Source organism: Mycobacterium sp. DBP42, from assembly GCF_005924235.1.
Lineage (GTDB): Bacteria > Actinomycetota > Actinomycetes > Mycobacteriales > Mycobacteriaceae > Mycobacterium > Mycobacterium syngnathidarum.
The window spans coordinates 62,733-86,574 of the sequence record NZ_VCMY01000024.1; the positions used below are offsets into that span (position 1 = coordinate 62,733).

Consider the following 23,842-nt stretch of genomic DNA (forward strand, 5'->3'; position numbering starts at 1 on the left):
GTCACCGGGCACATGCTCCGACGAGGGCTGTGGCCGTGTATCAGTCTGCGTCACTGGATGATTCCTGACGATTGAGGGCCTGGCGCAACAGCACGATCAGTGCTGAGAGCCAGACCGAGAACACCACCACGGCCAACCAGAAGGCGATCGAGCCGTTCCAGGCGAACGGCCCGGACTGGAACACGAACATCTGGGTGGCGATCACCTCGGTGATGATCTGCCATATGGTGACGTAGGCGAACCATGCCGGGAACACGCCGTTCTTGTCGTAGAGGACGGCGATGGCCAGTACCAGGTACGCCGCTGTGAAACAGCCCAATGAACCGTTGTACGAAAGCATTCCGAGGTCGTAGAGCAGACTGATCAGTTCGGGGTCACGGTCGGGCCGGAACGCCGCGGTCAGGAAGCACACCGACACCAAGAGGAACCCGGGCACCGCACCCACACCCATGCCACCGATATATCCGTAGGCGAACACCGAGCCCACCGACATGCGCTTGATCTGGTATGCCACCAGTCCGTTGGTCATCGCCGCGCCGCCCAACAGGATCAGCAGCAGGCAGAAACCGACCTTGATGGTCAGGCCATGCTCGGCGAAGAACGCCACCTTGTCGGCCGCGGTGACATCGGGACGCGGAGGCGGTGTCACCCTGGTCAAGATGCAGATGATCACGCCGAACGCGCCGTACCAAATGGGGAAGAACCAGGTCATCAACCGTACATCGGGCTTGCCCGGAGGCGCTCCGGTCAACACGGTCATGCGATGGCGCCCGCTGCCACGCCGTCTTCGATGGCCTGGTTGAGCACTGCGCGGCGCAGCATGAAGAACATCACGACGACGAAGACCGCGAAGGCGCCGTTGCGCACCCAGAAGGCCAGCACGCCATCCCAGGCCAGGGGTCCGGTGTGGAACACCGCCGCGCCCGCCGCCGGGATCATCGCCACCGCGGTGCCCAGCGAGTAGTGCCCGACCCACCGGGGGAACACCGGGGCGGGCCCGTTGTCGAAGTAGACCGCGACTGCCAGCAGCGCGAACTGCGACACCACCATGCCCACCGGCGCGACCAATACGATCCACGCGAGATCGTTGAGCAACATGACCAATTCGGGATTGCGGTCCGGACGAAACGCGGCGACCAGGAAGAACACATTGGACAGCGCGAAGATCGTGGCACCGCTCACCGCTGCGGTGAGGTAGCAGTAGGCGAACACTTGGCTCTGGGTCCTCATCCGCTTCATCTGGACGACGATCACCATGAAGAACGGCAGGATCAGGATCCCGCACAGGTTGAACGTCACCTGACTGAAGCGGATCCATGCGGTGTGGTCTGTGTAGAACTCGGCGACCTGTTGCGCGTTCCACGTCGGCGACATGGGCGGCCAGAAGCCCGGAAATGCCAGCAACGCCACCAGCAAGACCGCGCCGACGGCCGGTCCGGTCCACAGGCTCACCCACTGGGCCTTGATGTTCCCAGCTTTCGGCAGGTCTTGCACCTGCTCCAGGATCTGCACGCCAACCTCCATAAACTGACTCAAGTCAGAACTACCTGTACCCGAACCGTAACGGCAGTAAAGTAAAAATGAAAGTTCGGGTACTGAGTACAGTCAGTCGTATTTTCGTAGCATCGGTCTCGTACCGCCGGACGACGCAGCCGCAAGGGGCTGCAGACACGTGGCGCACGGCACGTTCTTCTTCCACTTCCCCACCAAGGTGCATGTCCTGGTGGAGCTGGAACACCGAAGCGATCAAGCTGATCCAAGATCAACCCGTGATCAGCTCAGCGGCCTTCTCTCCGATCAGCACGCTGGGCGCATGCGTGTGACCACGGATGAGCGTGGGCATCACGGACGCGTCGGCGACCCGCAACGCCTCGATCCCCCTGACTCGCAGCTGTGGGTCGACCACGCTGTCCTCGTCAGTTCCCATCCGGCAGGTACCGACGGGGTGATACAGCGTGTGCGACAACGAATTCAGGGCACGGGTGAGCGTCTCGTCGTCGAGCGTGGACGCGTCGAGCGGCCGGGCCACGTTACCGACCACGTTCGCGAGGGCCGGGGACCGGGCGATCTCGGCGGTTATCCGCAGACCGGCCATCAGCGCGGTGCGGTCGGCCGCATCGCTGAGGTAGCGCGGGTCGATGATCGGCTTGTCCATCGGGTCGGCGGACCGCAGCGTGACGGTGCCATGGCTGCGGGGCTTGAGCAGAATCGGGCCCATCACGACGGCATGGCCGTACGGATCGCCGATACCTTCTTCGAAGAACGGGGCCGGAGCGAAGATCAGTTCGAGATCGGGCAGGTCCAGATCCGGTGTGCTGCGGACGAATCCGTACGCCTCTCCGACGTTCGAGGTCAGCATGCCCCGCCGCCGGGCCAGATAGTTGACGAGTTCGACCGGCTTCTCGGCGGCGAACAAGCTGTCATTGCGGACGTCGAAGCCCAGCGGAACGACCAGGTGGTCAAGGAGATTGGTGCCGACGCTCGGCGTGTGCCGGGTTACCTCGATACCATGGCGCGCCAATTGGCCCTCGTCGCCAACTCCGGACAGCATCAGCAGTTGGGGCGAGTTGATCGCGCCTCCGCACAGGATGACCTCGCGGCGCGCGGTGGCCACATCCCGAACTCCGCCCTTGTCGAATTCGACGCCGACGGCCCGGTTGCCCGCGAAGATCACCCGCGTGGCGGTGGCCTCGGTGATCAGGGCGAGATTGTTCCGCCGCAAGGCCGGTTTGAGGTATGCGTCGGCGGTGCTCCATCGGGCGCCGCGACGCTGGGTCACCCTGGTCTCACGGAACCCGGTGTGTCCGCACTCCTCGGCCGCGGCCAGCCATGCGGTCGTCGAGCTGCGTGGGCTGCGCTGCGCCTCGATCACCAGCGGGCCGGCTTCGATCCGCTTCAGATACTTCTCCAGGCCGGCGTAGTTCCAGTCCGCCCCGGCCCGATCGCCCCATTCGTCATAGTCGGCGGGAAAGCCCGGCACCCACATCATTGCGTTCATCGATGACGAGCCGCCAACGGTCTTTCCGCGCGGCCAATAGATCTGGCGACCGTCGAGCTCGGGTTGCGGCTCGGTCAGATAATCCCAGTCGACCTCGCTGCGGAACAATTTCGAGAACGCCGCCGGGATGTGGATGAACTTGTTGCGGTCGCGCGGTCCGGCCTCCAGCGCCAGCACCATCAGCTTCGGGTGTGCGCTCAGCCGGTTCGCCAGTACCGCACCGGCCGAACCGGTCCCCACCACGACGTAATCAGCCTCCACGTGGCGGAGTGTATGCGGCCGGAGCGGCTATATGGTCAATTCGATGTGGTGCGCCGCGCCGACGCTCGAGTAGCGCTCCGGACTGCAGGTCAACACGATGACCTGCCCGTCCCCGCCGACGGCGTCGAACACCGCGCCCATCTTGGTCAACCGGTCCGGATCGGTGAAACCGAGCGCGTCGTCGATGATGACGGGCACGCTGTCCTCCTTGGCCACCATCGTGGCCCCGGCCAGCCGCGCCACGATGGCCAACTGCTCCTTGGCGCCGCCGGACAGCGACTCGTACGGGACGGTCCGACCGGACAGTGTGCGGGTGCGGATGTTGAGATCACTGTCGACGTCGACCTCGAAGTCCTCACCGAACACCAGCCGGCCCAACCGCTGCACCTCGAGGCGGAACGGATCGGCATAGCGCTGCCGGGTCGCGTCGCGGTGACGCGCCATCACCGACCGCAGCGTCTCGGCCGCGCGGGCCCGGCGGTGCACCCGGAGATACTCGGCGTGGGCGTGTTCGCGTTCGGTCTCGGCAGCATCGAGAAGCCCCTTGCGCCCCTGCGTGCCGTACACCTTGAGCTGGGCGGCCACCTCGCGCAGTCCCTCGACCGCGATCTCGTGCCGGTTGTCCAGGTGTTCGGCGCGGCGCGCTGCCTCGTCGAGCGCAGACCGCACCGAATCAGGTTCTGTTGCCGACAATTCGGTCTGCAGCGCCGTCACCCGTCCCGCGGTGGCGGTCGCCTCGTCGTCGGCGCCCTGGGCTTTCACGGCAAGCTCGTCGTCACTGGTCTGTGCGCGCTGGAGCTCCAGGCGACCGCCGGCCACCGTCAGCTCGGCCTGGGCGGTGGTGAGCTTGTCGCGCAACACGCTGCAGCGGGTCGACTTCTCCGACAACTTCTTGGCTGCCGCGACCACCACCTTGCGGTTGGTCTCGCAGTCAGCCACCGCTTGACGGTGCGCCGCCACCGCGGTGTCGAGGTCGGTGCGAGCACTCGTGACATCGGTGGGCCCAGACAGCTCGAACAGCCCCGCCTCATCGGGCTGACCGGCTTGCAGCTGGGTCAGCTGCGCCCGCAGCACCGTCAGGTCATCGTCCCCGGTGAGAGCATCCACGGTGGCGCGCAACCGATCCCGGCTTCCGAGCAGTTCCCGGCGGCGGATGTCGAGAGCGCGCGCGGTGTCCACATCGTCGGCCCCGGCCGCGGCCAGCGCGGCCGTCAGCACATTCTGCGCCTCGTCCAGACGCGCCCGGGTCTGCGCTGCCGGAGCGCCGGGCACCACGCGAACGGTCAGCACCCCGGGCACGTCGATCTCGGTGTCCGCGGTGGTGTTGACCGACCATGGCCGCCCGGCCGCCAAGGGCACCTGCGCCTGGTCCACCCGGACGTCACGGTCGGCGGCTGCCACGAGTTCGATTCGGGCCGAAGCCAGTTCAGCCTGCCCGGCAGCACGTTCCACCGCCACCGCGGCCGCTTCGACGGCCCGCATGCCGGCGTCGTCCAGCGCGATCTCAGCGAGTTCGCGGGTGACCTGGTCGAGGTCGCCTACAGCGGTATCGATCTTGCTCAACCGGGTGGCCAGCCGGTCAGCCTCGTCACGTTCGGTCATCCGGGTCAGGGTGGTGCGCGCTGCCTCCACCCGGGATTCGTGCTCCTGTACGGCCACCAGGGCCTGTTCAGCCGCTTCCTCGGCGGCCTCGTGAACTTCACGCGCCGTGGTGGTTTCGTTGTCGGCCACGGCAAGCGCGGACTGTAGTTCGGCGATGGTGGCGGCACGCTCGTCGAGTTCGGCACGCAGCCGGCGGCGTTCGGTGAGCGCCGCGGTCGATGCGGCCTGCGCCACCCGGGCGGCTTCGGCAACCACCTCGGCCTCTTTGAGCCGCTGGACCAGTGCGGCAACCGCGTCGGCGGCCTTGCGCGCGGCGGCCAGGCCTGCGCGTGCCTCTTCGCGTTGCGCGGCCGCATCCGCGGCCTCCACGCTGAGTTGGGCGTGCCGGCGCACCGCGTCATCCACTTCGGCCACGGCGGCCGCACACTGCGCCACCTGCTCCTCGGCGGCGGCGAGCCGCTTCGTCACTGCCGCCCACTCGCCGGTGGGCCGGCCGGTGGCGGTGAAGTAACGCAAGTACTCCGCATCGATCCGCTCGATCAGCAGCGGCTCGTCCCCGGAGAGTGCCACCGCCTCGCCCGCGGCCACGTCCAGAGCCCGGGCCAGCGCATCCGACCCCGACAGGTCGACCGGAGCCGTCGAGCCGGCCTGCAGCACCCGTTGGGCCTGCCACAGGCTGGTGTCCACCGTCTCGGCGAGCATCGCCAGCACCCGCTCGTGCGCTTCATCGCCACTGAGCTGCTCGCGGACCGGCGCCAGCACCGTCAACTGGGTCTCGGCACGCTTGTGAAAACGCTTGCGGTACATGAAACGGTAAGGGCCGGTGGATATTTCGGCGGCAACCTCGGCACCGACGTCGGCATGGGTCGGCTTGACCTGCTTGACTTCCTTCTTGCCCGAGCGGTCCTTGGCTTCCAGCAGCAGATCCAGCGCCTCGATCATCGAGGACTTGCCGATCTCGTTGGCGCCGCTGACGACCACCACACCGTGATCCGGGAATTCGATCTCGCGGTGGGTGATGCCGCGGTAGTTGGTCAGGACCAGGCGATGCAGTTTCATGCCGCACTCCCCCGGTCGACCAGACGCAGCAACAGCCCCAGTGCCGCGCGTGCGTCGTCGGCCGCGGCGCCGTCGGTGCGAGCGGTGGCCACCAACTCGTCCACCGCGGCCGCCGCGAACCCACCGATACCCAGGTCGTCGAATTCGCCATCGGCAGGCAGGACCGCGATCTCGGTGTGCCGCTCCCACTGCGTGAGCGCCGCGAACAACCGCGCATAACGATCCAGGCAGGCGTCCAGCGCGGCCTTGTCCGTCACGGTCAGCGAGCCAGTCAAGGCCAGCCGTACGACGGTACGTTCCTTGTCCTCCAACAGATCCAGATTCAGATCCAGATCGGCCACATCGCGATCGGTGTCCACCTCACGGCGCAGCGTGATGAACCGCCACCGGCCCACTCGCTCGGACGCAACCCGAACGCCGCGCTGCGGATCGGTCTCGTCGATATCGACCACAAGTACGTGACCCGGGTCGGATTCGATGTCGTCATAGTTCGTCACCTCAGGTGAGCCCGAGTACCAGACCCGCCCGGTCGACCCGACCTCGGTGCGAGAGTGCTTGTCCCCCAAAGCCACATAATGAACCGCGCCGCGAGCCAACGCATCCTCGACAGTGGCCAGCCGGATCAGCGACGGCTTGCCCTTGTCCGGATCGAGGAGGTCGACGCCACCGTGGCCGACCACCACCCGGGTGGCACCGTCGGCCGGCAGACCGGCCAGCACGTCGCCGACCAGATCCGAGGTGGGCGCCTTGGACCGCCACGGCGCGGCCACGATCTCCAACCCCGGGCGCACCTCGTGCACCCCCGCACGGTCGAGGACCACGACGTTGTCCGGGCATTCGGTGGTGAACAGTGCGCTCGTGTAGACCGAGGCGGCATCGAGCGGATCATGGTTGCCCGGCAACAGATACACCGGTACGTCGATGGCGCGCATGGCCTCCAGCGACAAGCTGACCTCACGCGGGGCCAACTGGTTGTGCTCGAACACGTCCCCGGACACCACGACGAACTCCGCGCCCGAGGCCGCGGCCACCGGGCCCAGCGCCGCCACCGCTTCGCGGCGCGACGCGGAGTAACGAGGCTGGGCCTCACCGCTGAGGAAGTGACGGGTCATGCCGAGTTGCCAGTCGGCGGTGTGCAGAAAACGCATCGGCCCCGTCCCTTCAGTGTCTCTCACCAAGCAAGGCGAGTGTAAAACCGCGGGCCGACAAGTCTCGGGACCTGCAGCGGCATGGCCTCAGGCTTGCCTACTCTGTTGAGAATGGCCGCCCCCGACAGTCCGATCAGAACCCTGCTGCTGATGCGCCACGCCAAGTCGGACTATCCCGACGGGGTGGCCGACCACGACCGTCCCCTGGCCGCGCGCGGCATCAGGGAGGCGGCGCTGGCCGGAGACTGGATCCGGGCCAACCTCCCGGCCGTGGACGCGGTGCTGTGCTCTACGGCAGCGCGCACCCGGCAGACGTTGGAGCGCACCGGCATCGACGCGCCCGTGCAGTTCGCCCAGCGCATCTACGACGCCCGGCCGGGAACCGTCATCGACGAGATCAACGGTGCCACGTCGCGTTTCGGCACCGATCCGTCGACGCTGTTGGTGATCGGGCACGAGCCCGCCGTGTCCGCCGTCGCTCTCGGGCTGTCGGACGGCTCGAACCGATCTGCTGCGGAGAGTATTTCGCTGAAGTTCCCGACCTCGGCGATCGCGGTGGTGCGCGTCAACAGCTCATGGGACCAGCTGGCACTCGGCGGTGCGACACTGATGCGCTTCCACGTACCCCGTTAGGAGTTGGTGGCCAGCGTCAGTTCCATGAGCTTGATGGCCATGGGGCAGGCATCGATCCCCGGGGCCTGCGGATTGACCCACCAACCCACCACACCGGCCGCGTCGCTGGCCACGCCGCACGCACCGTTGAGCCCGTCGGGCCTCATGATGATCGAATCGACACCGGCGATCCGCCGTTGCTCGATCCCGTACTGCAGCTGCTCGGCCGTCTGACGTTCGTTGTCCAGGCTTCCCTGCTCGTACCAGAACCGGGTGATGTCGACCAGGCCGGCCGGGTTGGCCGCCTGCCAGCGGCACACTGCGCCGACGAACGTGCTCTGGATGTCCAGCGGGTCGGCACCCACCGTCTTGGCGAGGATGTCCGTGGTCAGGACATCGCACTCCTTGAGGAGGTTGGGGTAGGTCTTCTCGGACCTGTTGTTACTGGGGCCGCTGATGGACCCCTCCTTGGCGGCGGTGCCGTCGACCGTGGTGGTGCAACCGGTCAGTCCGGCGAAAGCCGCCAGCCCGGCGAGCACGGCCGTCAGTCCGCTGATCCCACGTCGCGTCATCATTTGGAATTCACAATCGACTGGCGGGTCAGTTCCTTGGCGACTTCGCACGGATCGGGATAGGGCTTCTGGTCGAAGCTCACGGACCACTCGATGAAATCGTCGTCGAATTGGATACCGATCTCACACAGATTCACGTCGCCGGCTTTGAGCGGGTTCTCGCCGATCGCGATGAAACCGCCGTGGCCCTCGATGTTGATGTCCTCCACGCTGGTCCGCGACAGTTCCTCGGTCTTGCGCTCGCGGCCGATCGGGCTGCCCCGGAACCAGGTGAACGAGAAGTGCGGTCCCAAGATGCTGCCACCTTGCAGCCACTGGCAACCCGACGAATTGGTCGCGGTGTTGACCAGCCCCTGCACCTGCGTCAACTCGGTCACCGTCTGGTCCGTCACGCCGCCGCAGTGCGGAAAATGCGGGCCGTGCTTGGCGGCACCGCCTGCGCTCTGCGTCTGGGTCTGGGGAACCTCGGGGGATGCGGGCTCGTCGGTCGAACACCCGGCGAACACCGGGACCATCGCCGCAGCCAGTACCGCCAAGGTTCTGGCATTGCGGTGTAGTGGCTTGGTGGACGTGCGGGCAGTCACGCCATGCACTGTAGCTGCAACACCTACGCCCCATCCCGACATGCTGACTGACCTGGCCTTTCTCCAACACGGACACGATGACTGCGGGACACGGAACCACACAGGCAGGTGTGCGAGAGTAGCCAGATGCTCTGGGCGCTGCTGCGACAGTACGCGCGGCCATACCGGCGGCTGCTCGCGGTCGTCGCGACACTTCAGGTGATCAGCACCTTGGCCACGCTGTATTTGCCGACGGTCAACGCGGCCATCATCGATGACGGGGTGGCCAAGGGCGACACCCAGCGGATCATCGAACTCGGCGGGGTGATGCTGGCCGTGACCGGTCTGCAGGTGGCCTGCGCCATCGGAGCGGTGTTCTTCGGGTCACGTGCGGCCATGGGCTTCGGTCGCGATCTGCGGTCGGCGATCTTCCACCACGTCACCTCCTTCTCGGCCGAAGAGACCGCCAGATTCGGCGCCCCCTCGCTGCTGACCCGTACCACCAACGACGTCGGTCAGATCCAGCAGCTGCTGCAGATGACCGCCACGATCCTGATCACCGCCCCGATCATGTCGGTCGGCGGCATCCTGATGGCGCTGCACCAGGATGCCGGGCTGTCGTGGCTGCTCGTCGTCAGCGTGCCGGTCCTGGCACTGACCAACTACGCGATCATCAGACACCTGATGCCGATCTACCGTCGCATGCAGCGGTTGATCGACGGGATCAACCGCGTGATGCGCGATCAGCTGTCCGGCGTCCGGGTGATCCGGGCATTCGCCCGCGAACCCGTCGAAGGGCGCCGGTTCGCCGATGCCAACCAGGCCCTGTCGGCGACCGCACTGGAAGCCGGGCGGTGGCAGGCGCTGATGCTGCCGGCCACCACGCTGGTGATCAACGTGTCCAGTGTCGCGCTGATCTGGTTCGGCGGGCTACGCATCGATGCCGGCCACATGCAGGTCGGCTCTCTCATCGCGTTCCTGGCCTACTTCATGCAGATCCTGATGGCCGTGCTGATGGCCGCGGTTCTGGCGGTCATGCTGCCGCGCGCTTCCGTGTGCGCCGAACGTGTCAGCGGCGTGCTGGCCACTCGACCCCGCATCACCACCCCGGTCGATCCGGTCCGACCGCAGACGCTGGACGGCGAGATCACCTTCGAAGACGCATCGTTCAGCTACCCCGGCGCGGATCGACCTGTGCTGCAGCAGGTTTCGTTTCACGCCCGGCGCGGCACCACCACCGCGGTCGTAGGATCCACCGGGTCGGGCAAGTCCACCCTGCTCGCAATGGTCTGCCGGTTCTACGACGTCAGCTCCGGTGCGGTGCGCGTCGACGGCATCGATGTACGCGAACTCGACCTCGAACAGCTGTGGGCGACCATCGGCCTGGTCCCCCAGCGCGGGTACCTGTTCTCCGGGACGATCGCCGAGAACCTGCGCTACGGCGCGGTACCGGGGCAGGAGCTCACCGACGAACAGATGTGGGAGGCGCTGCGGATCGCGGCGGCCGACGACTTCGTGGCCGCCCACCCCGACGGCCTCAACCGTCCGGTGGCCCAGGGCGGCATCAATTTCTCGGGCGGGCAGCGGCAACGGCTCGCGATCGCCCGCGCCGTGGTCCGCAGACCCGCCATCTACCTGTTCGACGATGCGTTCTCGGCACTCGACGTGCACACCGATGCACGGGTGCGGGCCGCCCTGCGCGAAGTGTCGGCCGACGCCACCGTGGTGATCGTGTCGCAGCGGATCTCGACGGTGATCGAGGCCGATCAGGTGGTCGTGGTCGAAGACGGCCGCATCGTCGGCATCGGCACCCACGAGTCGCTGCTCACCGACTGTCCCACCTACGCCGAGTTCGCCGCCTCGCAGGCCATCACCGCCGGAGAGCCGCGATGACCGGGCCCGCGCTGCGCCGCAGTGGAACCCCGGTTGCACCCGCCGAACGCACCCGGGACTTCCGTGGCTCGGCCCTGCGGCTGCTCAGACGCCTGATACCGCAACGGGGCCTGGCGATCTCCGTGATACTGCTCGGTGTGGCCGGGATCGCGCTCGGAGTAATCGGCCCGCGGATTCTCGGACATGCGACCGACCTGTTGTTCAACGGTGTGATCGGGCGGGAGCTGCCCGCGGGATTGAGCAAGGAGCAGGCCGTCGAGGCAGCCCGGGCCCGCGGCGACAACGCGTTCGCCGACCTGCTTTCGGGGATGAACGTGGTGCCCGGCCAGGGGGTTGACTTCGCGGCGGTGGCCCGCACCCTGGCCCTGGCGCTGGGACTGTACCTGCTTGCCGCGCTGCTGGTTTGGCTTCAGGCCCGGCTGCTCAACGTGACGGTGCAACGCACCATGGTGGCGCTGCGCGCCGAGGTGGAGGACAAGCTGCACCGGCTGCCGCTGTCCTACTTCGATTCCCGTCAGCGCGGCGAGGTGCTCAGCCGCGTCACCAACGACATCGACAACATCCAGGGCTCGGTGTCGATGACCATCAGCCAGCTGCTGACCTCGGTGCTGACGGTATTCGCCGTCCTGGTGATGATGCTGACAATCTCACCCCTGCTGGCACTGCTGACGGTCGTCACCGTGCCACTGTCCCTGTGGGTGACGCGCTGGATCACCCGTCGCTCCCAGCCGTTGTTCGTCGCGCAATGGCGCAACACCGGCCGCTTGGCGGCCCACATCGAGGAGACCTACAGCGGCTTCACGATCGTGAAAACGTTCGGGCACCGCGAGGCCGCGCAGCGTCGCTTCGACGAACTCAATGACGAGGTCTACCAGTCCAGCATCGGGGCACAGTTTTTCTCGGGCCTGGTCGGCCCGTCGACGATGTTCATCGGCAATCTCAGCTATGTGGCCGTCGCCGTGGTGGGCGGTCTGCAGGTGGCCGGCGGCCAGATCACCCTGGGCAGCATCCAGGCGTTCATCCAGTACGTGCGCCAGTTCAACCAGCCGCTGGGCCAGGTGGCCGGGATGTACAACACGCTGCAATCCGGGATCGCCAGTGCCGAACGCGTTTTCGACCTGCTCGACGCCGAGGAGCAGTCCGCTGAACCGGACACCGCCCTGGCGATCGGCGCGGGCCGCGTCCAGTTCGAGCGGGTCAACTTCGGCTACCTCCCGGACACGCCGGTGATCGAAGACCTTTCGCTGGTGGCCGAGGCGGGCAGCACCGTGGCCATCGTCGGCCCTACCGGTGCGGGCAAGACCACGTGTGTGAACCTGCTGATGCGCTTCTACGAGGTCGACTCCGGGCGCATCCTGATCGACGGCGTGGACATCTCGACGGTGAACCGGCAATCGCTGCGGTCCTCGATCGGGATGGTGCTGCAGGACACCTGGCTGTTCGGCGGCACCATCTACGACAACATCGCCTACGGCCGCCCGGATCCCTCTGAGGACGAGGTGCTCGCGGCGGCCAGGGCGGCGTACGTGGACCGGTTCGTGCACACCCTGCCGGACGGATATGCCACCCGGGTCGACGACGATGGCGGCGCCATCAGTGCCGGTGAGAAACAGCTCATCACGATCGCGCGGGCGGTGCTGGCGCGGCCGCGGGTGCTGGTGCTCGACGAGGCGACCAGCGCGGTGGACACCCGCACCGAACTGCTGATCCAGCAGGCGATGGCCGAGTTGCGTCGGGACCGCACGAGTTTCATCATCGCGCACCGGCTTTCGACGATCCGCGATGCCGACCTGATCCTGGTGATGGACGCCGGGCGGATCATCGAACGCGGCACGCACGAAGAGCTCATGTCGCGGCATGGCCGGTACTGGGAGATGACCCGGGTTTAGTACCCGCAACACCATTACAAATTGTAGTGTTGGTGTAATGACGACCAGGACCGTGCACACCTTCTGCCGGTACTGCCTGGCCTCCTGTGGCCTCGAGGTGACGGTCGAGGACAACCGGGTGCGCAAGATCGCCGCCGACAAGCTCAATCCCCACACCTGGGGCGATTTCTGCGCCAAGGGCCGCACCGCCGGCCAGATGGTGGAGCATCCCCGCCGGATCCTGTCACCGATGCGCCGCGTCGGCGATACCTACGTCGAGGCCAGCTGGGACGAGGCGATCAGCGACATCGCCGAGCGGATGAACCGGATCATCGACGCCGGTGGACCGGACGCCGTCGCGGCCTACTACGGAAATCCGGCCGGCTACTCGTCGTCGAATCTGGTGTTCATGAATGCCTGGCTGGACGCAGCCGGACCACAAGGTGCGTGCGGCGCCCGACGAATTCGTGACGCGAGCCCGGGAACTGCTCGCGGCACCGGATCCTGCGGCGCCCGAGGGTTTCCCGTTCCTGCTCGGGAACCGCCGCCGTCGGCATTCGATGAATTCGTGGCTCAACGAATTGCCGGGCCTACACCCGGCCAGGAGGGGCAACGAGGTGCTGGTGCACCCCGAGGACGCCGCGGCGCTGGGCATCGCGGCCGGTGACCGGGTCCCACTGTTCTCCCCGACAGGACAGTTGGAGGTGACAGCCACCCTCAGCGACCGACCGCGCCGCGGGGTCGTGGTGCTCGACCACGGCTGGGGCTCACGGGTGTTCGACCCGCGCCACGGTGGCACACCGGAGTCCTACGGGGTCAACCGCAACCTGCTGGCTGACCGCGCCGCCATCGATCCGCTGTCACAGACCTCGACGCTGGGCTCGGTATACGTCGCGATCGAGCGGGTCTAGACGCCAGGCCCTTCAGCACGCAGATCGTCGACGGCTTTCATGGCGTCACGCAGCTTGCCCAGCCACTCGTCGGTGTGCTGACCCACCAGGCGCACCGACCAGGCCAGCGCATCCGAGCGGGACCGCGCCACACCCGCGTCGACCAAGGTGTCGAGTACCTGACGCTCGGGCTGCTTGAGACGGGTCATCACCGGTACGGCGATGTGCGTGAACAGGATTCGCTCCACGTCATTGTCGGTGTCGACTCCCGTGCTGACCTCGACGCCCCAGGACACCTTGCGATCGAATCGCCCCTGCGCCTCGTCGGCGATGCGCATGCGCTCGCCACGCGTTTCCTCCCGGAATCGCGCGGCCCGACCGGAGGCGCGGGCTGCGGTCTCGGAGTCTTCTAGAGCCGGCAGCCTGCCGATGACGGTGATCTCTTCGCGGTCGACGATCACCGTCGGATCGCCGGCGAACCACGTATCGGGCAGCCTGCCCGCGAACCATTCGGCGGCCTCGTCCGCGGACCGGCGATGGTGTTGATGTTTAGTCATGATTACATGATTACACCGTTACACCGCTGATGGGGTGGCGTTCACCACCGGCGAACGTCGCTTTTCGGCGGCCGCGGTCAGTTGCGCTTGAGCAGCAGCGCCGCGCCGCCGGCCAGCACCAGCACGACCAGCAGCAGGCCCGCCCACCCCGGACCGGCGATCCACCACACGGCACCCAGCAGGATGATCGCCGGCGACACCGCGAACAGCGCCATGCCGGGATGCTGCTTCAAGACCGCCAACGCACCTTGGGCGCGGAGCGGGTCGATTTCCTTTGCCATGGCATCAGAATGCCAGGGGTTCGCCCCATTCGTAGCGCAGTGGCGACTTGTAGCCTGATGGCGACTTCCCCCTCCCGACGATCCGAGGAATGACTGTGAACGGAAACTGGCAACCCGGCTGGCTGCCCGATCCCGAAGGCCGCTACGAATACCGCTGGTGGGACGGGCAATCCTGGACTGATCAGGTATCACATCAGGGCCAGGCCGGCCGGGCGCCGCTCGGCGGTGCGCCACAACAGCCGCAACAGCCCCCGCAGCAGCAACAGCCGCAGCCGCAGGCCCAGCCCACCGGTGACGGTTTCAACGGCATCAGCGGAGATCTCGTCGACGGCCGGTTCAGCGAGAAAGAGGCGACCCCGATCGCCAACCAGAACAGGAAGATGCTGCGGGTACGCCTCGGCGAACCGTTCATGGCCCGGCAGGGCTCGATGGTGGCCTACCAGGGCAATGTCGACTTCGCCTTCGAAGGCGGCGGCGCGTCGAAGTTCATCAAGAAAGCCCTCACGGGCGAAGGCCTGCCGCTGATGCGCTGCCAAGGCTCAGGCGATGTGTTCCTGGCAGATCAGGGTTTCGACGTCCACCTGCTCCAGCTGTCCAACTCGGGTCTGTCGATCAGTGGCAAGAACGTGCTGGCCTTCTCATCGAGCCTGGACTGGAACATCGAACGGGTCCGCGGCGGCAGCATCGCCACCGGCGGCCTGTTCAACACCACACTGCGCGGCACCGGGTGGGTAGCGCTGACCACCGACGGCCCACCCGTGGTGCTCGATGCCGCCGAGGCCCCCACCTTCGCCGACACCAACGCCGTGGTGGCCTGGTCGGCACACCTGCAAACCCAGCTGAAGACCAGCTTCAAGGCAGGGGCGCTGATCGGGCGAGGCTCCGGAGAGGCCCTTCAGGTTGCGTTCCACGGCAACGGCTTTGTGATCGTGCAGCCGTCGGAGGGTGTCACGGTTCCGATGCAGTGAGCGGCGCACTCGGCGCCAGCTTTCCACCGTCCCGCACCAGCAGGTAGAGCGCCGCCGCGGACACCAGCCCGATTGCCGTGAGCCCCAGCCACACCAATTCGGGCAGGCCCGCGGCGCGCGCCGCGCCGATCAGTGAGCCGGTGGCCAGGTTGCCCACCAGGATCCCGACCCCGACGACGGTGTTGTAGAAGCCGTAGTGCGTGGCGACCAGCCGATCCCCCGACAGCGCCACGACGGTGTCCATCTCGAACGGGAACACCGCGGCCGATCCGAGAGCGAGCAGCGCCGATGAGCCGAGCAGCGCGGCCACCGCGGCGGTGGTGCCGAACCTGTCCCCATCAGGAACCACAGCCAGTGGGACGAAGGCCGCGGCCAGTACCAGCAAGCCGACCACCAGACTGCGACGCGGCCCCCAGCGGTCCGAGAACCACCTGGTGATGCGCAGCTGACCGCCCACCGCGATCAGCCCGGACACCACGAATACGGCCGCTACCAAAGCTGTTTCGTTCCCGGGACGCAACACCGCGGCCTGAAGTGGTAGCGCCAGGTACACCTGGAACGACAGCACGTAGGAGCCGATCATCGCCACCGCGAACAACACGAACCCGCGGTTGGCGACGACGCTGCGCCAGTCCTCGAGCACCGAACTCGGCTGCGCCGCGGGCTCGGCACGGTGTCGCGGGAGGGCCAGCAACTGGGCCACCGTGAGCACCGCGAAAACAGCAGCCGCAGCGGCAGCGGTCACCCGGAAATCGAAGACCAACAAAGCCATTCCCGCCAGCGGGCCCAACAGTATGCCGGCCTGGTAGAACACGTTGAACGTGGCAAAGGCCTCGACCCGCCGGTCACCGGCATCGGCGGCCAGATAGGCGCGCACCGCAGGATTGAACAGCGCTCCGGCGAAACCGGTTGCCGCCGAGGCGATCAGCATCGCAGGCAGGGAGTCGGCGACGACGAGCAGTCCGAATCCGGCAGTGCGCAACAGGCACCCCGCGACGATCAACGGCTTGTAACCCAGGCGGTCGGCCAGGGTGCCGCCGACGATGAACATGCCCTGCTGAGAGAAGTTGCGCACACCCAGTACCAGGCCCACCGCCCACGCCGCCAGACCGAGCGGCCCGGCCAGATAGCCGGCCAGGTACGGCATCAGCATGTAGAAGCCGAGGTTGATGCCGAACTGGTTGACCATCAACAGCCGGCTGGGCAGGTCGAAACTGCGGAACTGTCTGATCAGCCCGATCATCCGGCCAACCCCATCGGGTCAGCGACCGTCTCACATCGGGTCCACGATTGCACCACTCGGTCACCGGGATCGGCGATGGTCTCCGGTTCATCGGCCGGTCGGTGGTCGAGCAGACCGAGCTCACGGCAATAGTCGTCGTTGTACACCGTGTCGAAATAGCGCTGCGGACCGTCGGGGAACACTGCGGCAATCGTGGTGCCGGCCGGATGGTTTCGGGCCGCCCAACCCGCGACCAGACCGGCCGCCCCGACGCTCCAACCGCCGCTCGAGTAGTACGTCGACGCCAGCGTCCGGGCGGCCCACACCGCATCGGCCGGCGTAACCCAGTGCACCTCGTCGAAAGCGCCGTAGTCGACGTTGCGGGGATAGATGCTCGAGCCCAGACCCCGCATGACGCGCGTCGCAGCCGGTTGCCCGAAGATCGTCGAGCCGATCGTGTCCACCCCGATCAGCCGCATCTCCGGGTTGAACTCGCGCAGTACCCGGGCCACTCCGGCCGAATGCCCGCCGGTGCCCACGGAGCAGACCAGCACATCGACACGGCCTATCTGAGCATTGAGTTCCAGCGCCAGCGGCCGGTAAGCCTCGACATTGTCGGGGTTGTTGTACTGGTCCGGATACCAGGCGGTCTCGTCAGCGGCGAGCAGTTCGGACACGCGGTCCCGCCGTGCCTGCTGCCAGCCCCCGGCGGGATGTGGTTCGGTGACCATCGAAACCTGGGCACCGTAAGCGGTCAGCATCCGCTCGATGATGGGTTCCAAGCCTGGGTCGGTCACCAAGGTCACCGGGTGGTGGTACATCGTGCCCGCGAACGCGAGCCCCAGACCCAAAGTGCCACTGGTGGACTCGATGATGCGCCCGCCAGGATTCAGGTCACCGCGGGCACGGGCCTGTTCCACCATGTGCATGGCAGGCCGATCCTTCATGCCGCCGGGGTTGAAACCTTCGAGTTTCGCCCAGAATCCGCGGCCGGCATCGGCGAACGGAGTGGTGACCCACAGGGTGGGTGTGTGCCCGACCATGGTGCTGGGCCCACGGTTTCGGCGTAGCACGTGGAACGAACGGGAGGACAGTGCATGGTTCATGGAATCGTCGTTTCTGTATCTCGGTGCCGCGCCGGGCACGGCAACTGATCTGGACAGCGTCGGGGCACTGTCAGATCAGCGGCGCGCGATACAGAACCGGAGCAGAAGTTGCTGTCCGGCGAGTGGAATCCGGCGGTCGGGTGGACCGCGCGGTGTACGCACCGCAGCGCACGCGCACAACACCGCGCAGCCGACGATGAACACCACCATCGAGAGAACCGGCAGGGCCAGGGACGTCCTGGGCAACACGGCGGCGGTGAATCCATCCGGCATATGCGTTGCCGGATCAACCCCGACATGTGGATGGTCGAGCATCAGCTCAGCGCTGTCAGCGCCGATCGCTGCGGCAACCGGATGCGGCAGATGCACCGGGTGATCGCGATCCGTCGTCTGCACCAGCCCGAGAACCGCCGTCGCCCACAGGAACAACGCCATCACGGCTGCCGGCCGCTTCATCGGAATCGCCTCAGGCGCAGGCTGTTACTGACCACGAACACCGAGGAAAACGCCATGGCGGCGCCGGCCAGCATGGGGTTGAGCAACCCCGCGGCGGCCAGTGGCAACGCGGCGACGTTGTAGGCGAAGGCCCAGAACAGGTTGCCCTTGATGGTGGCCAGGGTGCGCCGCGACAGCCGGATGGCATCGGCGGCCGCCCGCAGATCGCCGCGTACCAAGGTCAGGTCACTGGCCTCGATCGCCACGTCGGTACCGGTCCCCATCGCGAGGCCCAGGTCGGCCTGGGCCAGCGCAGCGGCGTCGTTGACGCCGTCGCCGACCATGGCCACCACCCGGCCTTCGTCCTGTAGGCGCTTGACCACGTCAACCTTGTCCTGCGGCAGCACCTCGGCGTAAACCTCTTGCACACCAACCTGTTCGGCGATCGCATGCGCTGCCGCCTCGTTGTCCCCGGTCAGCATGATCGGCTCCAGACCGAGGCCGCGCAGCTGCTCGATCGCCTCCTTGGAGGTCGGCTTGACCGCGTCCGCGACGACCAGCACCGCGCGCGCCTGTCCGTCCCACCCCACCGCGATGGCCGTGCGGCCCAGCGTCTGTGCCTCGTGCATCGCGGTATCGAGACCGGACGGCAACTGCTGGCCCCAGTCGGCCAGCAGCTGGCGTCGTCCCACCACCAGCGCATGGCCGTCGACGACGCCCTGCACCCCCAGTCCGGCCACATTGGCGAAATCCTCGACCGCGGGCAGGTTGCCGACCTTGTCACGGGCGCCCTTGGCGATCGCCCGTGCGATCGGATGCTCCGAGCCGTCCTCGACCGCGCCGGCCAATCGCAACACGTCGGCGGCATCTTCACCGTCCGCGGTGATCACGTCCAGCAGCGTCATCGCACCGGTCGTCACCGTCCCGGTCTTGTCCAGGACCACGGTGTCCACGCGGCGGGTGGACTCCAGCACCTCCGGCCCCTTGATCAGGATGCCGAGTTGGGCCCCGCGCCCGGTGCCGACCAGCAGGGCCGTCGGGGTCGCCAGGCCCAGCGCACACGGGCAGGCGATGATCAGCACCGCCACTGCGGCGGTGAACGCCGCGGCCACCGATCCCCCGGTGCCCAGCCAGAAGCCGAGGGTCCCGACCGCAAGCGCGATGACGATGGGCACGAAAACCGCGGAAACCCTGTCGGCCAGGCGTTGCGCCTGGGCCTTGCCGGATTGGGCATCCTCGACCAATCGGGCCATCTGGGCCAGCTGGGTGTCGGAACCGATTCGCTTGGCCCGCACCACGAGCCGGCCGCCGACGTTGACCGTGGCGCCGACGACCTGATCACCGGGGCCGATCTCGACCGGTACCGATTCGCCGGTCAGCATCGAGGTGTCCACGGCTGAGGCGCCCTCGACCACTTCACCGTCGGTGGCGATCTTCTCGCCGGGCCGGACCACGAACTCATCCCCCACCGAGAGCGAGTCGATGGGAATGCGTTGTTCCACACCGTTTCTCAGGACGGCGACGTCTTTGGCGCCGAGTTCGAGCAACGCGCGCAGAGCGGCTCCGGCACGCCGCTTGGACCGGGCCTCGAAGTACCGGCCGGCCAGGATGAACGTGGTGACGCCCGCGGCGACCTCCAGGTAGATGTTGCCGGTGCCGTCGGAGTGCGAGATGGACAGCGAGAACGGGTGTGTCATCCCCGGCGTCCCGGCGGTACCCCAGAACAGTGCATACAGCGACCAGCCGAACGCCGCGATGGTGCCCATCGAAATGAGCGTGTCCATGGTGGCGGCGCCATGCCGCAGATTCGTCCAGGCCGCCCGGTGAAACGGAAGCGCGCCCCACACCACGACAGGTGCGGCCAGGGTCAGCGAGAGCCATTGCCAGTACGTAAATTGCAGTGCCGGGACCATCGCCATGACCACCACCGGGACGGTCAGCGCCGCCGAAACGAGCAACCGGGTGCGCAATGCCGCGGTCGGATCGTCCTCGACATGATGGTCGTCCGATTCGCCGGCAGGCAATTGCGCTGTGTAGCCGGCTGTTTCGACGGCCTCGATGAGCTCCTCGGGTGTCACCTCACCCGCGACGTCGACGGTGGCCTTCTCGGTGGCGAAGTTCACCGTCGCGGTGACGCCGTCGAGGTTGTTGAGCTTGCGCTCGATGCGCCCGGCGCACGAGGCACACGTCATCCCACCGATCTCGAGTACGACGTGGCCGGTGGCGGTACTCACGATGCCCCCTCAACGGTGAATTCGGCGGTGTGCACCGCGTCGCGGTGCTTGAAATCCAGGAACAGCCGGTAGGTGCCGGCACTGGGAAGCGTGGTGTGGAACGCGATCTGCGGACCCGACGCGGTGTCCGGGTCGGCCGCGTCGCTCATCGGATGGACGTGCAGATATTCCAGATCCGACGCGCGCACGGCGACCAGGTGCCCATAGGCGCCCAGGTACGGCTGCAGGTCCGTGATGGGCTTGCCGGCCCGGTTGACCGAAAGTGTCAGTTCGGATGGTTGCCCTGCCTTCCCGACTCCGTCGAGCGTGACGGTGTAGCCGTCGACCATCGCTGTGGCCGACGGTGCGGGCAGCGGCTGCGGCCGGTAGTTCCCGCCGACCGTCAGGTCCGCACCGACGGTGACCGCGTGGCCATTGGCAGGCGCAAAGTCGGCGAACACCCGGTACTCACCGGGTTTGGCCAGGTTCAGGGGCACGCTCCAGGTGCCGGAGTCATCGAGCACCGGATGCACGTGCTGATAGTCGGCGAGATCGCGACGCACGACGATGAGATGCAGCAGCTTTTCGTGGCTCTCGACATAGTCGACGACCGGGGCGCCTGAGCCGTCCAAGATGTGGAACCGCAGCGGCACCGAGGTGCCGGAGGGCAGCGCAGTCTCGTCGAGTTGAAGCGTGTACGTCTCATCGTGGCCGGAGGCGTGCCCCTCGGCCGGGGCACTGCTCGGCGTGACCGCAGCACCGATCCCGAAGGATACGGCGAACACCAAGGCGAGCCCGAAGACGAACCCGATGAGTTTCCGCGGTGCACTCATGATCGGCTCCTACTCAGGCCGCTCAGCTCGCGACCGCGTAGCCGGCCTCGGCGACGGCGTCAATGATGGCGGAGACATCGACCTGGCTGTCGCTGTCGATGGTCACCAGACCGGTCGCCAGATCGACCTCGACTGTGCGCACACCAGGAAGGGCACCCACCTCTTCACGCACCGACGCCGCGCAGTGTCCGCAGGTCATGCCGCTGACGGTGACAGTCTGGGTGCTCATGCAAGTTCCTCCTCGATCGGCTTCGTTCTCGATTCAATACTATACCCCCCTAGGGTATTAAATCTCTATGTGCCCCGGCCCACTCCTGCACTATGGGCTCATGGAGCACAATCCGGGCGGCTACCGAGCCCTGGTGGTCGATGACGAAGCCCCGCTCGCCGAGGTGGTCGCCAGCTATCTCACCCGCGAACACTTCGAGGTGACACTGGCCCATGACGGGCCCGAAGCCCTGCGGGTGGCCCGCGAAGTCGACCCCGACGTGGTGATCCTCGACCTCGGTCTTCCCGGCATCGACGGCGTGGAAGTCTGTCGATCGCTGCGCACGTTCTCCGACGCCTACGTGGTGATGCTGACCGCCCGCGACACCGAGATGGACACCATCGTCGGCTTGTCGGTGGGCGCCGACGACTACATGACCAAACCCTTCAGCCCACGCGAGCTGGTGGCCAGGATCCGGGCCATGCTGCGCCGGCCACGCGTGTCCTCCCCCACCGCGACCGACGGCCGGGTGTTCGGCGCGCTGCGCATCGACGTCGACGGACGCCAGGTATTCCTGCACGACGAGCCGATCATGCTGACGCGCACCGAATTCGACGTACTCGCCGCCTTGTCGGCCCGGCCCGGGGTCGCGCTCAGCCGCCGACAGATCCTCGAATCTGTCTGGGAAACCACCTATGTCGGCAACGAACACCTCGTCGACGTCCATATCGGTCACCTTCGCCGCAAGCTCGGCGACGACCCCGCCGACCCGCTGTACGTGATCACGGTGCGCGGGGTCGGGTACCGGATGGGCACCGGGCAGGAAGCCCAGCGATGACCGTCGGCCTGCGCACCCGACTTCTCTCCGCCCAGGCCCTGGTACTGCTCGCCGGAGCGGGCACCACCGGACTCGTGGCCGCCATCGTGGGGCCGCCCTTGTTCCGTGAACATCTGCACCGCGCAGGGGTATCCGGCGATTCGGCCGAGCAGATGCACGCCGAGGAGGCCTACGTCTACGCCACGGTGATCTCGATCGGGGTGGCCTCGTGCGTCGCGATCCTGGCAGCCCTGGTGGTCACCTGGTATGTCGGCAGACGCCTGCAGCGATCGCTGACCGAGGTCTCGCAGGCCGCAACGGCCATCGCCGACGGCCACTACGACTCGCGAGTGCCACCGGCCCACCTCGGCGACGAGTTCGACTCGCTGGCGAGTTCTTTCAATCAGATGGCCGGACGTCTGGAAGACGTGGACGCCAGCCGACGCAGACTGTTCAGCGACCTTGCTCACGAGATCCGCACTCCCGTTTCGGTTCTGGAGGCCTACTTCGAAGCCATCGAGGACGGTGTGAGAACCCTTGACCCCGAGACCGTCTCGATGCTGCGCCAACAGACCCACCGGCTGGTGCGGTTCGCCGGGGACGCCGCAGCCCTGGCCAAGGCCGAGGAAAGCCCGGCCACGATCACGCCGGCACCGCTGGCAGCGAAAGCTGTGGTGGCCGCGGCAGCCGCCGCGGCTCAAGACCGGTTCGACGACAAGGGCGTCACACTGAGCTGGCGAGTGGACGAGGGCCTCCCGTCGCTGTGGGCCGATCCGCACCGGCTGGCTCAGATCCTGGGCAACCTGCTCGACAACGCACTGCGCCACACCCCGGCCGGGGGGCGAGTGACGATCGACGCCACCGCGGGCCCCGACCGGAACGTCACGCTCACGGTGACCGATACCGGTGAAGGCATCCCTGCCGAGCATCTGTCCCACGTCTTCGAACGGTTCTACCGGGCCGACGCGGCCCGCGACCGTGACCACGGCGGGTCCGGCATCGGGCTGGCGATCGTGAAGGCGTTGGTCGAGGCACACGGCGGCCGCATCACCGTCAGCAGCTCGGGCGCCGACGCCACCTTCACGATCATCCTGCCGACCGGTTAGAGCGAACCCAGGATCTGGCGCATGGTGTCGATCTCCTGCTGTTGCGTCTTCACGATGGCATGGGCCATCTCGACCGCAGCCGGATACTGACCGTCGTTGATCTCATCCTGAGCCATGGTGATCGCGCCCTCATGGTGAGCGATCATGTGCGTCAGGTACAGCTTGGCCGCCTCGGCGCCCTGGGCGTTGCGCAGCGCGGTCATGTCGGTCGCCGACACCATTCCTTGCATGCCCTGCATGCCGTGGCCCATGTCGCCGTGACCCTGCTGCGGCATCGGCGGCATCGGCGGGTTGCCCCACTGCTTCAGCCAGCCTTGCATCTGCTCGATCTCGGGGGCCTGGGCACCCTTTATCTGGGTGGCCAGATCGATCACCCGCGCATCGATGCCCTGCTTGGGCAGCAGCACGTCACTCATCTCCACGGCCTGCTGGTGGTGCGGAATCATGTGCTGGGCGAACATCACGTCCGCATCGTTGTGGGCCTCGGTGGCTGCCGGAGAACTGGCTGCGGCCGAGGTGGTCGAGGTGTTCGTCGTCGCCGCATCGGTGGATTGGCTGCTACAGCCGGCCACCAGGGCCGCCGCGACGACCGCGCCGGCACTCAGCATCATCAGTTTGGACATGCCTCTA

The 23,842-nt window shown here is 67.0% G+C and carries 22 protein-coding genes and 2 pseudogenes; 8 read left to right on the forward strand and 16 right to left on the reverse strand.

The window, feature by feature from the left end; translation table 11 throughout:
- Positions 1–40: 40 nt before the first annotated feature.
- Positions 41–760 carry a hypothetical protein gene (locus E0T84_RS20405; RefSeq protein WP_070188671.1) on the reverse strand — a complete coding sequence of 240 codons (720 nt, stop codon included), beginning with the start codon at positions 758–760 and terminating at the stop codon, positions 41–43.
- The gene (locus E0T84_RS20410) at positions 757–1,512 is read right to left on the reverse strand and encodes a hypothetical protein (RefSeq protein ID WP_138745338.1); all 756 of its coding nucleotides are present in this window, start codon (positions 1,510–1,512) and stop codon (positions 757–759) included. Before E0T84_RS20410 ends, E0T84_RS20405 begins: the two co-directional genes overlap by 4 nt.
- 157 nt (positions 1,513–1,669) lie before the next feature.
- On the opposite strand from E0T84_RS20410, the pseudogene E0T84_RS32380 reads away from it, so the two are divergent.
- Positions 1,670–1,747: pseudogene (locus tag E0T84_RS32380) on the forward strand (TetR/AcrR family transcriptional regulator); the annotation flags it as partial.
- Positions 1,748–1,762: 15 nt separating this feature from the next.
- Here the strand turns inward: E0T84_RS32380 and E0T84_RS20420 are convergent.
- Genes E0T84_RS20420 through E0T84_RS20430 form a run of 3 tightly spaced genes read right to left on the reverse strand, consistent with a single transcriptional unit; the run spans position 1,763 to position 7,068 of the window.
- Entirely contained in the window at positions 1,763–3,259 is a 1,497-nt protein-coding gene (locus tag E0T84_RS20420; protein ID WP_138745339.1) for a GMC family oxidoreductase, read from the reverse strand.
- A 27-nt stretch (positions 3,260–3,286) separates the two neighbouring features.
- Positions 3,287–5,920 (reverse strand): ATP-binding protein, encoded by a 2,634-nt coding sequence (locus E0T84_RS20425; RefSeq protein ID WP_070188669.1) that lies wholly within the window; start codon positions 5,918–5,920, stop codon positions 3,287–3,289.
- Complete coding sequence (locus E0T84_RS20430; RefSeq protein ID WP_070188668.1) at positions 5,917–7,068, reverse strand: exonuclease SbcCD subunit D; 1,152 nt, start codon at positions 7,066–7,068, stop codon at positions 5,917–5,919. The genes E0T84_RS20425 and E0T84_RS20430 overlap by 4 nt, the downstream gene beginning before the upstream one ends.
- Positions 7,069–7,179: 111 nt before the next feature.
- On the opposite strand from E0T84_RS20430, the gene E0T84_RS20435 reads away from it, so the two are divergent.
- Positions 7,180–7,701: a histidine phosphatase family protein gene (locus E0T84_RS20435; protein ID WP_200806176.1), complete on the forward strand. Its 522-nt coding sequence runs from the start codon at positions 7,180–7,182 to the stop codon at positions 7,699–7,701.
- On the opposite strand, the gene E0T84_RS20440 is transcribed toward E0T84_RS20435, so the two are convergent.
- Together E0T84_RS20440 and E0T84_RS20445 are read right to left on the reverse strand one after the other, a co-directional pair.
- Entirely contained in the window at positions 7,698–8,252 is a 555-nt protein-coding gene (locus E0T84_RS20440; protein ID WP_070188682.1) for a DUF3558 domain-containing protein, read from the reverse strand. The genes E0T84_RS20435 and E0T84_RS20440 overlap by 4 nt on opposite strands.
- Positions 8,252–8,845 carry a DUF3558 domain-containing protein gene (locus E0T84_RS20445; protein WP_070946978.1) on the reverse strand — a complete coding sequence of 198 codons (594 nt, stop codon included), beginning with the start codon at positions 8,843–8,845 and terminating at the stop codon, positions 8,252–8,254. Before E0T84_RS20445 ends, E0T84_RS20440 begins: the two co-directional genes overlap by 1 nt.
- Positions 8,846–8,962: 117 nt before the next feature.
- On the opposite strand from E0T84_RS20445, the gene E0T84_RS20450 reads away from it, so the two are divergent.
- From E0T84_RS20450 to E0T84_RS20460, 3 genes and pseudogenes are all read left to right on the forward strand, one after another.
- Positions 8,963–10,708 (forward strand): ABC transporter ATP-binding protein, encoded by a 1,746-nt coding sequence (locus E0T84_RS20450; RefSeq protein ID WP_070188666.1) that lies wholly within the window; start codon positions 8,963–8,965, stop codon positions 10,706–10,708.
- Positions 10,705–12,597, forward strand: a complete 1,893-nt coding sequence (locus E0T84_RS20455; RefSeq protein WP_171055108.1) for an ABC transporter ATP-binding protein — start codon at positions 10,705–10,707, stop codon at positions 12,595–12,597. Before E0T84_RS20450 ends, E0T84_RS20455 begins: the two co-directional genes overlap by 4 nt.
- A gap of 37 nt (positions 12,598–12,634) precedes the next feature.
- Positions 12,635–13,487: pseudogene (locus E0T84_RS20460) on the forward strand (molybdopterin dinucleotide binding domain-containing protein).
- Here the strand turns inward: E0T84_RS20460 and E0T84_RS20465 are convergent.
- The gene (locus E0T84_RS20465) at positions 13,484–14,023 is read right to left on the reverse strand and encodes a hypothetical protein (RefSeq protein WP_138745340.1); all 540 of its coding nucleotides are present in this window, start codon (positions 14,021–14,023) and stop codon (positions 13,484–13,486) included. The pseudogene E0T84_RS20460 and the gene E0T84_RS20465 overlap by 4 nt on opposite strands.
- 77 nt (positions 14,024–14,100) lie before the next feature.
- Positions 14,101–14,304, reverse strand: coding sequence for a hypothetical protein (locus E0T84_RS20470; protein WP_070188662.1), 204 nt, complete (start codon positions 14,302–14,304; stop codon positions 14,101–14,103).
- Between the two features lie 89 nt (positions 14,305–14,393).
- On the opposite strand from E0T84_RS20470, the gene E0T84_RS20475 reads away from it, so the two are divergent.
- Positions 14,394–15,272 (forward strand): AIM24 family protein, encoded by an 879-nt coding sequence (locus E0T84_RS20475; protein WP_138745341.1) that lies wholly within the window; start codon positions 14,394–14,396, stop codon positions 15,270–15,272.
- Here E0T84_RS20475 and E0T84_RS20480 read toward each other — a convergent pair.
- The 6 genes from E0T84_RS20480 to E0T84_RS20505 form a co-directional block, all read right to left on the reverse strand.
- Positions 15,253–16,515, reverse strand: a complete 1,263-nt coding sequence (locus E0T84_RS20480; RefSeq protein WP_138745342.1) for an MFS transporter — start codon at positions 16,513–16,515, stop codon at positions 15,253–15,255. The two genes, E0T84_RS20475 and E0T84_RS20480, sit on opposite strands and share 20 nt — an antisense overlap.
- Positions 16,512–17,600, reverse strand: coding sequence for a PLP-dependent cysteine synthase family protein (locus tag E0T84_RS20485; RefSeq protein WP_138745343.1), 1,089 nt, complete (start codon positions 17,598–17,600; stop codon positions 16,512–16,514). Before E0T84_RS20485 ends, E0T84_RS20480 begins: the two co-directional genes overlap by 4 nt.
- Positions 17,601–17,675: 75 nt before the next feature.
- A complete protein-coding gene (locus E0T84_RS20490; RefSeq protein WP_138745344.1) occupies positions 17,676–18,056 on the reverse strand; it encodes a hypothetical protein in 381 nt (126 codons plus the stop codon).
- Positions 18,053–20,269, reverse strand: coding sequence for a cation-translocating P-type ATPase (locus tag E0T84_RS20495; RefSeq protein ID WP_138745345.1), 2,217 nt, complete (start codon positions 20,267–20,269; stop codon positions 18,053–18,055). Before E0T84_RS20495 ends, E0T84_RS20490 begins: the two co-directional genes overlap by 4 nt.
- Positions 20,266–21,081, reverse strand: coding sequence for a hypothetical protein (locus tag E0T84_RS20500; protein WP_138745346.1), 816 nt, complete (start codon positions 21,079–21,081; stop codon positions 20,266–20,268). Before E0T84_RS20500 ends, E0T84_RS20495 begins: the two co-directional genes overlap by 4 nt.
- A gap of 22 nt (positions 21,082–21,103) precedes the next feature.
- The gene (locus E0T84_RS20505; protein WP_138745347.1) at positions 21,104–21,310 is read right to left on the reverse strand and encodes a heavy-metal-associated domain-containing protein; all 207 of its coding nucleotides are present in this window, start codon (positions 21,308–21,310) and stop codon (positions 21,104–21,106) included.
- Between the two features lie 100 nt (positions 21,311–21,410).
- Here E0T84_RS20505 and E0T84_RS20510 point away from each other — a divergent pair, with 100 nt between their 5' ends.
- Together E0T84_RS20510 and E0T84_RS20515 are read left to right on the forward strand one after the other, a co-directional pair.
- Entirely contained in the window at positions 21,411–22,127 is a 717-nt protein-coding gene (locus E0T84_RS20510) for a response regulator transcription factor (RefSeq protein ID WP_070188681.1), read from the forward strand.
- Positions 22,124–23,212 carry an ATP-binding protein gene (locus E0T84_RS20515; protein WP_138745348.1) on the forward strand — a complete coding sequence of 363 codons (1,089 nt, stop codon included), beginning with the start codon at positions 22,124–22,126 and terminating at the stop codon, positions 23,210–23,212. Before E0T84_RS20510 ends, E0T84_RS20515 begins: the two co-directional genes overlap by 4 nt.
- On the opposite strand, the gene E0T84_RS20520 is transcribed toward E0T84_RS20515, so the two are convergent.
- Positions 23,209–23,835, reverse strand: coding sequence for a DUF305 domain-containing protein (locus E0T84_RS20520; protein WP_138745349.1), 627 nt, complete (start codon positions 23,833–23,835; stop codon positions 23,209–23,211). The genes E0T84_RS20515 and E0T84_RS20520 overlap by 4 nt on opposite strands.
- Between the last annotated feature and the right edge of the window lie 7 nt (positions 23,836–23,842).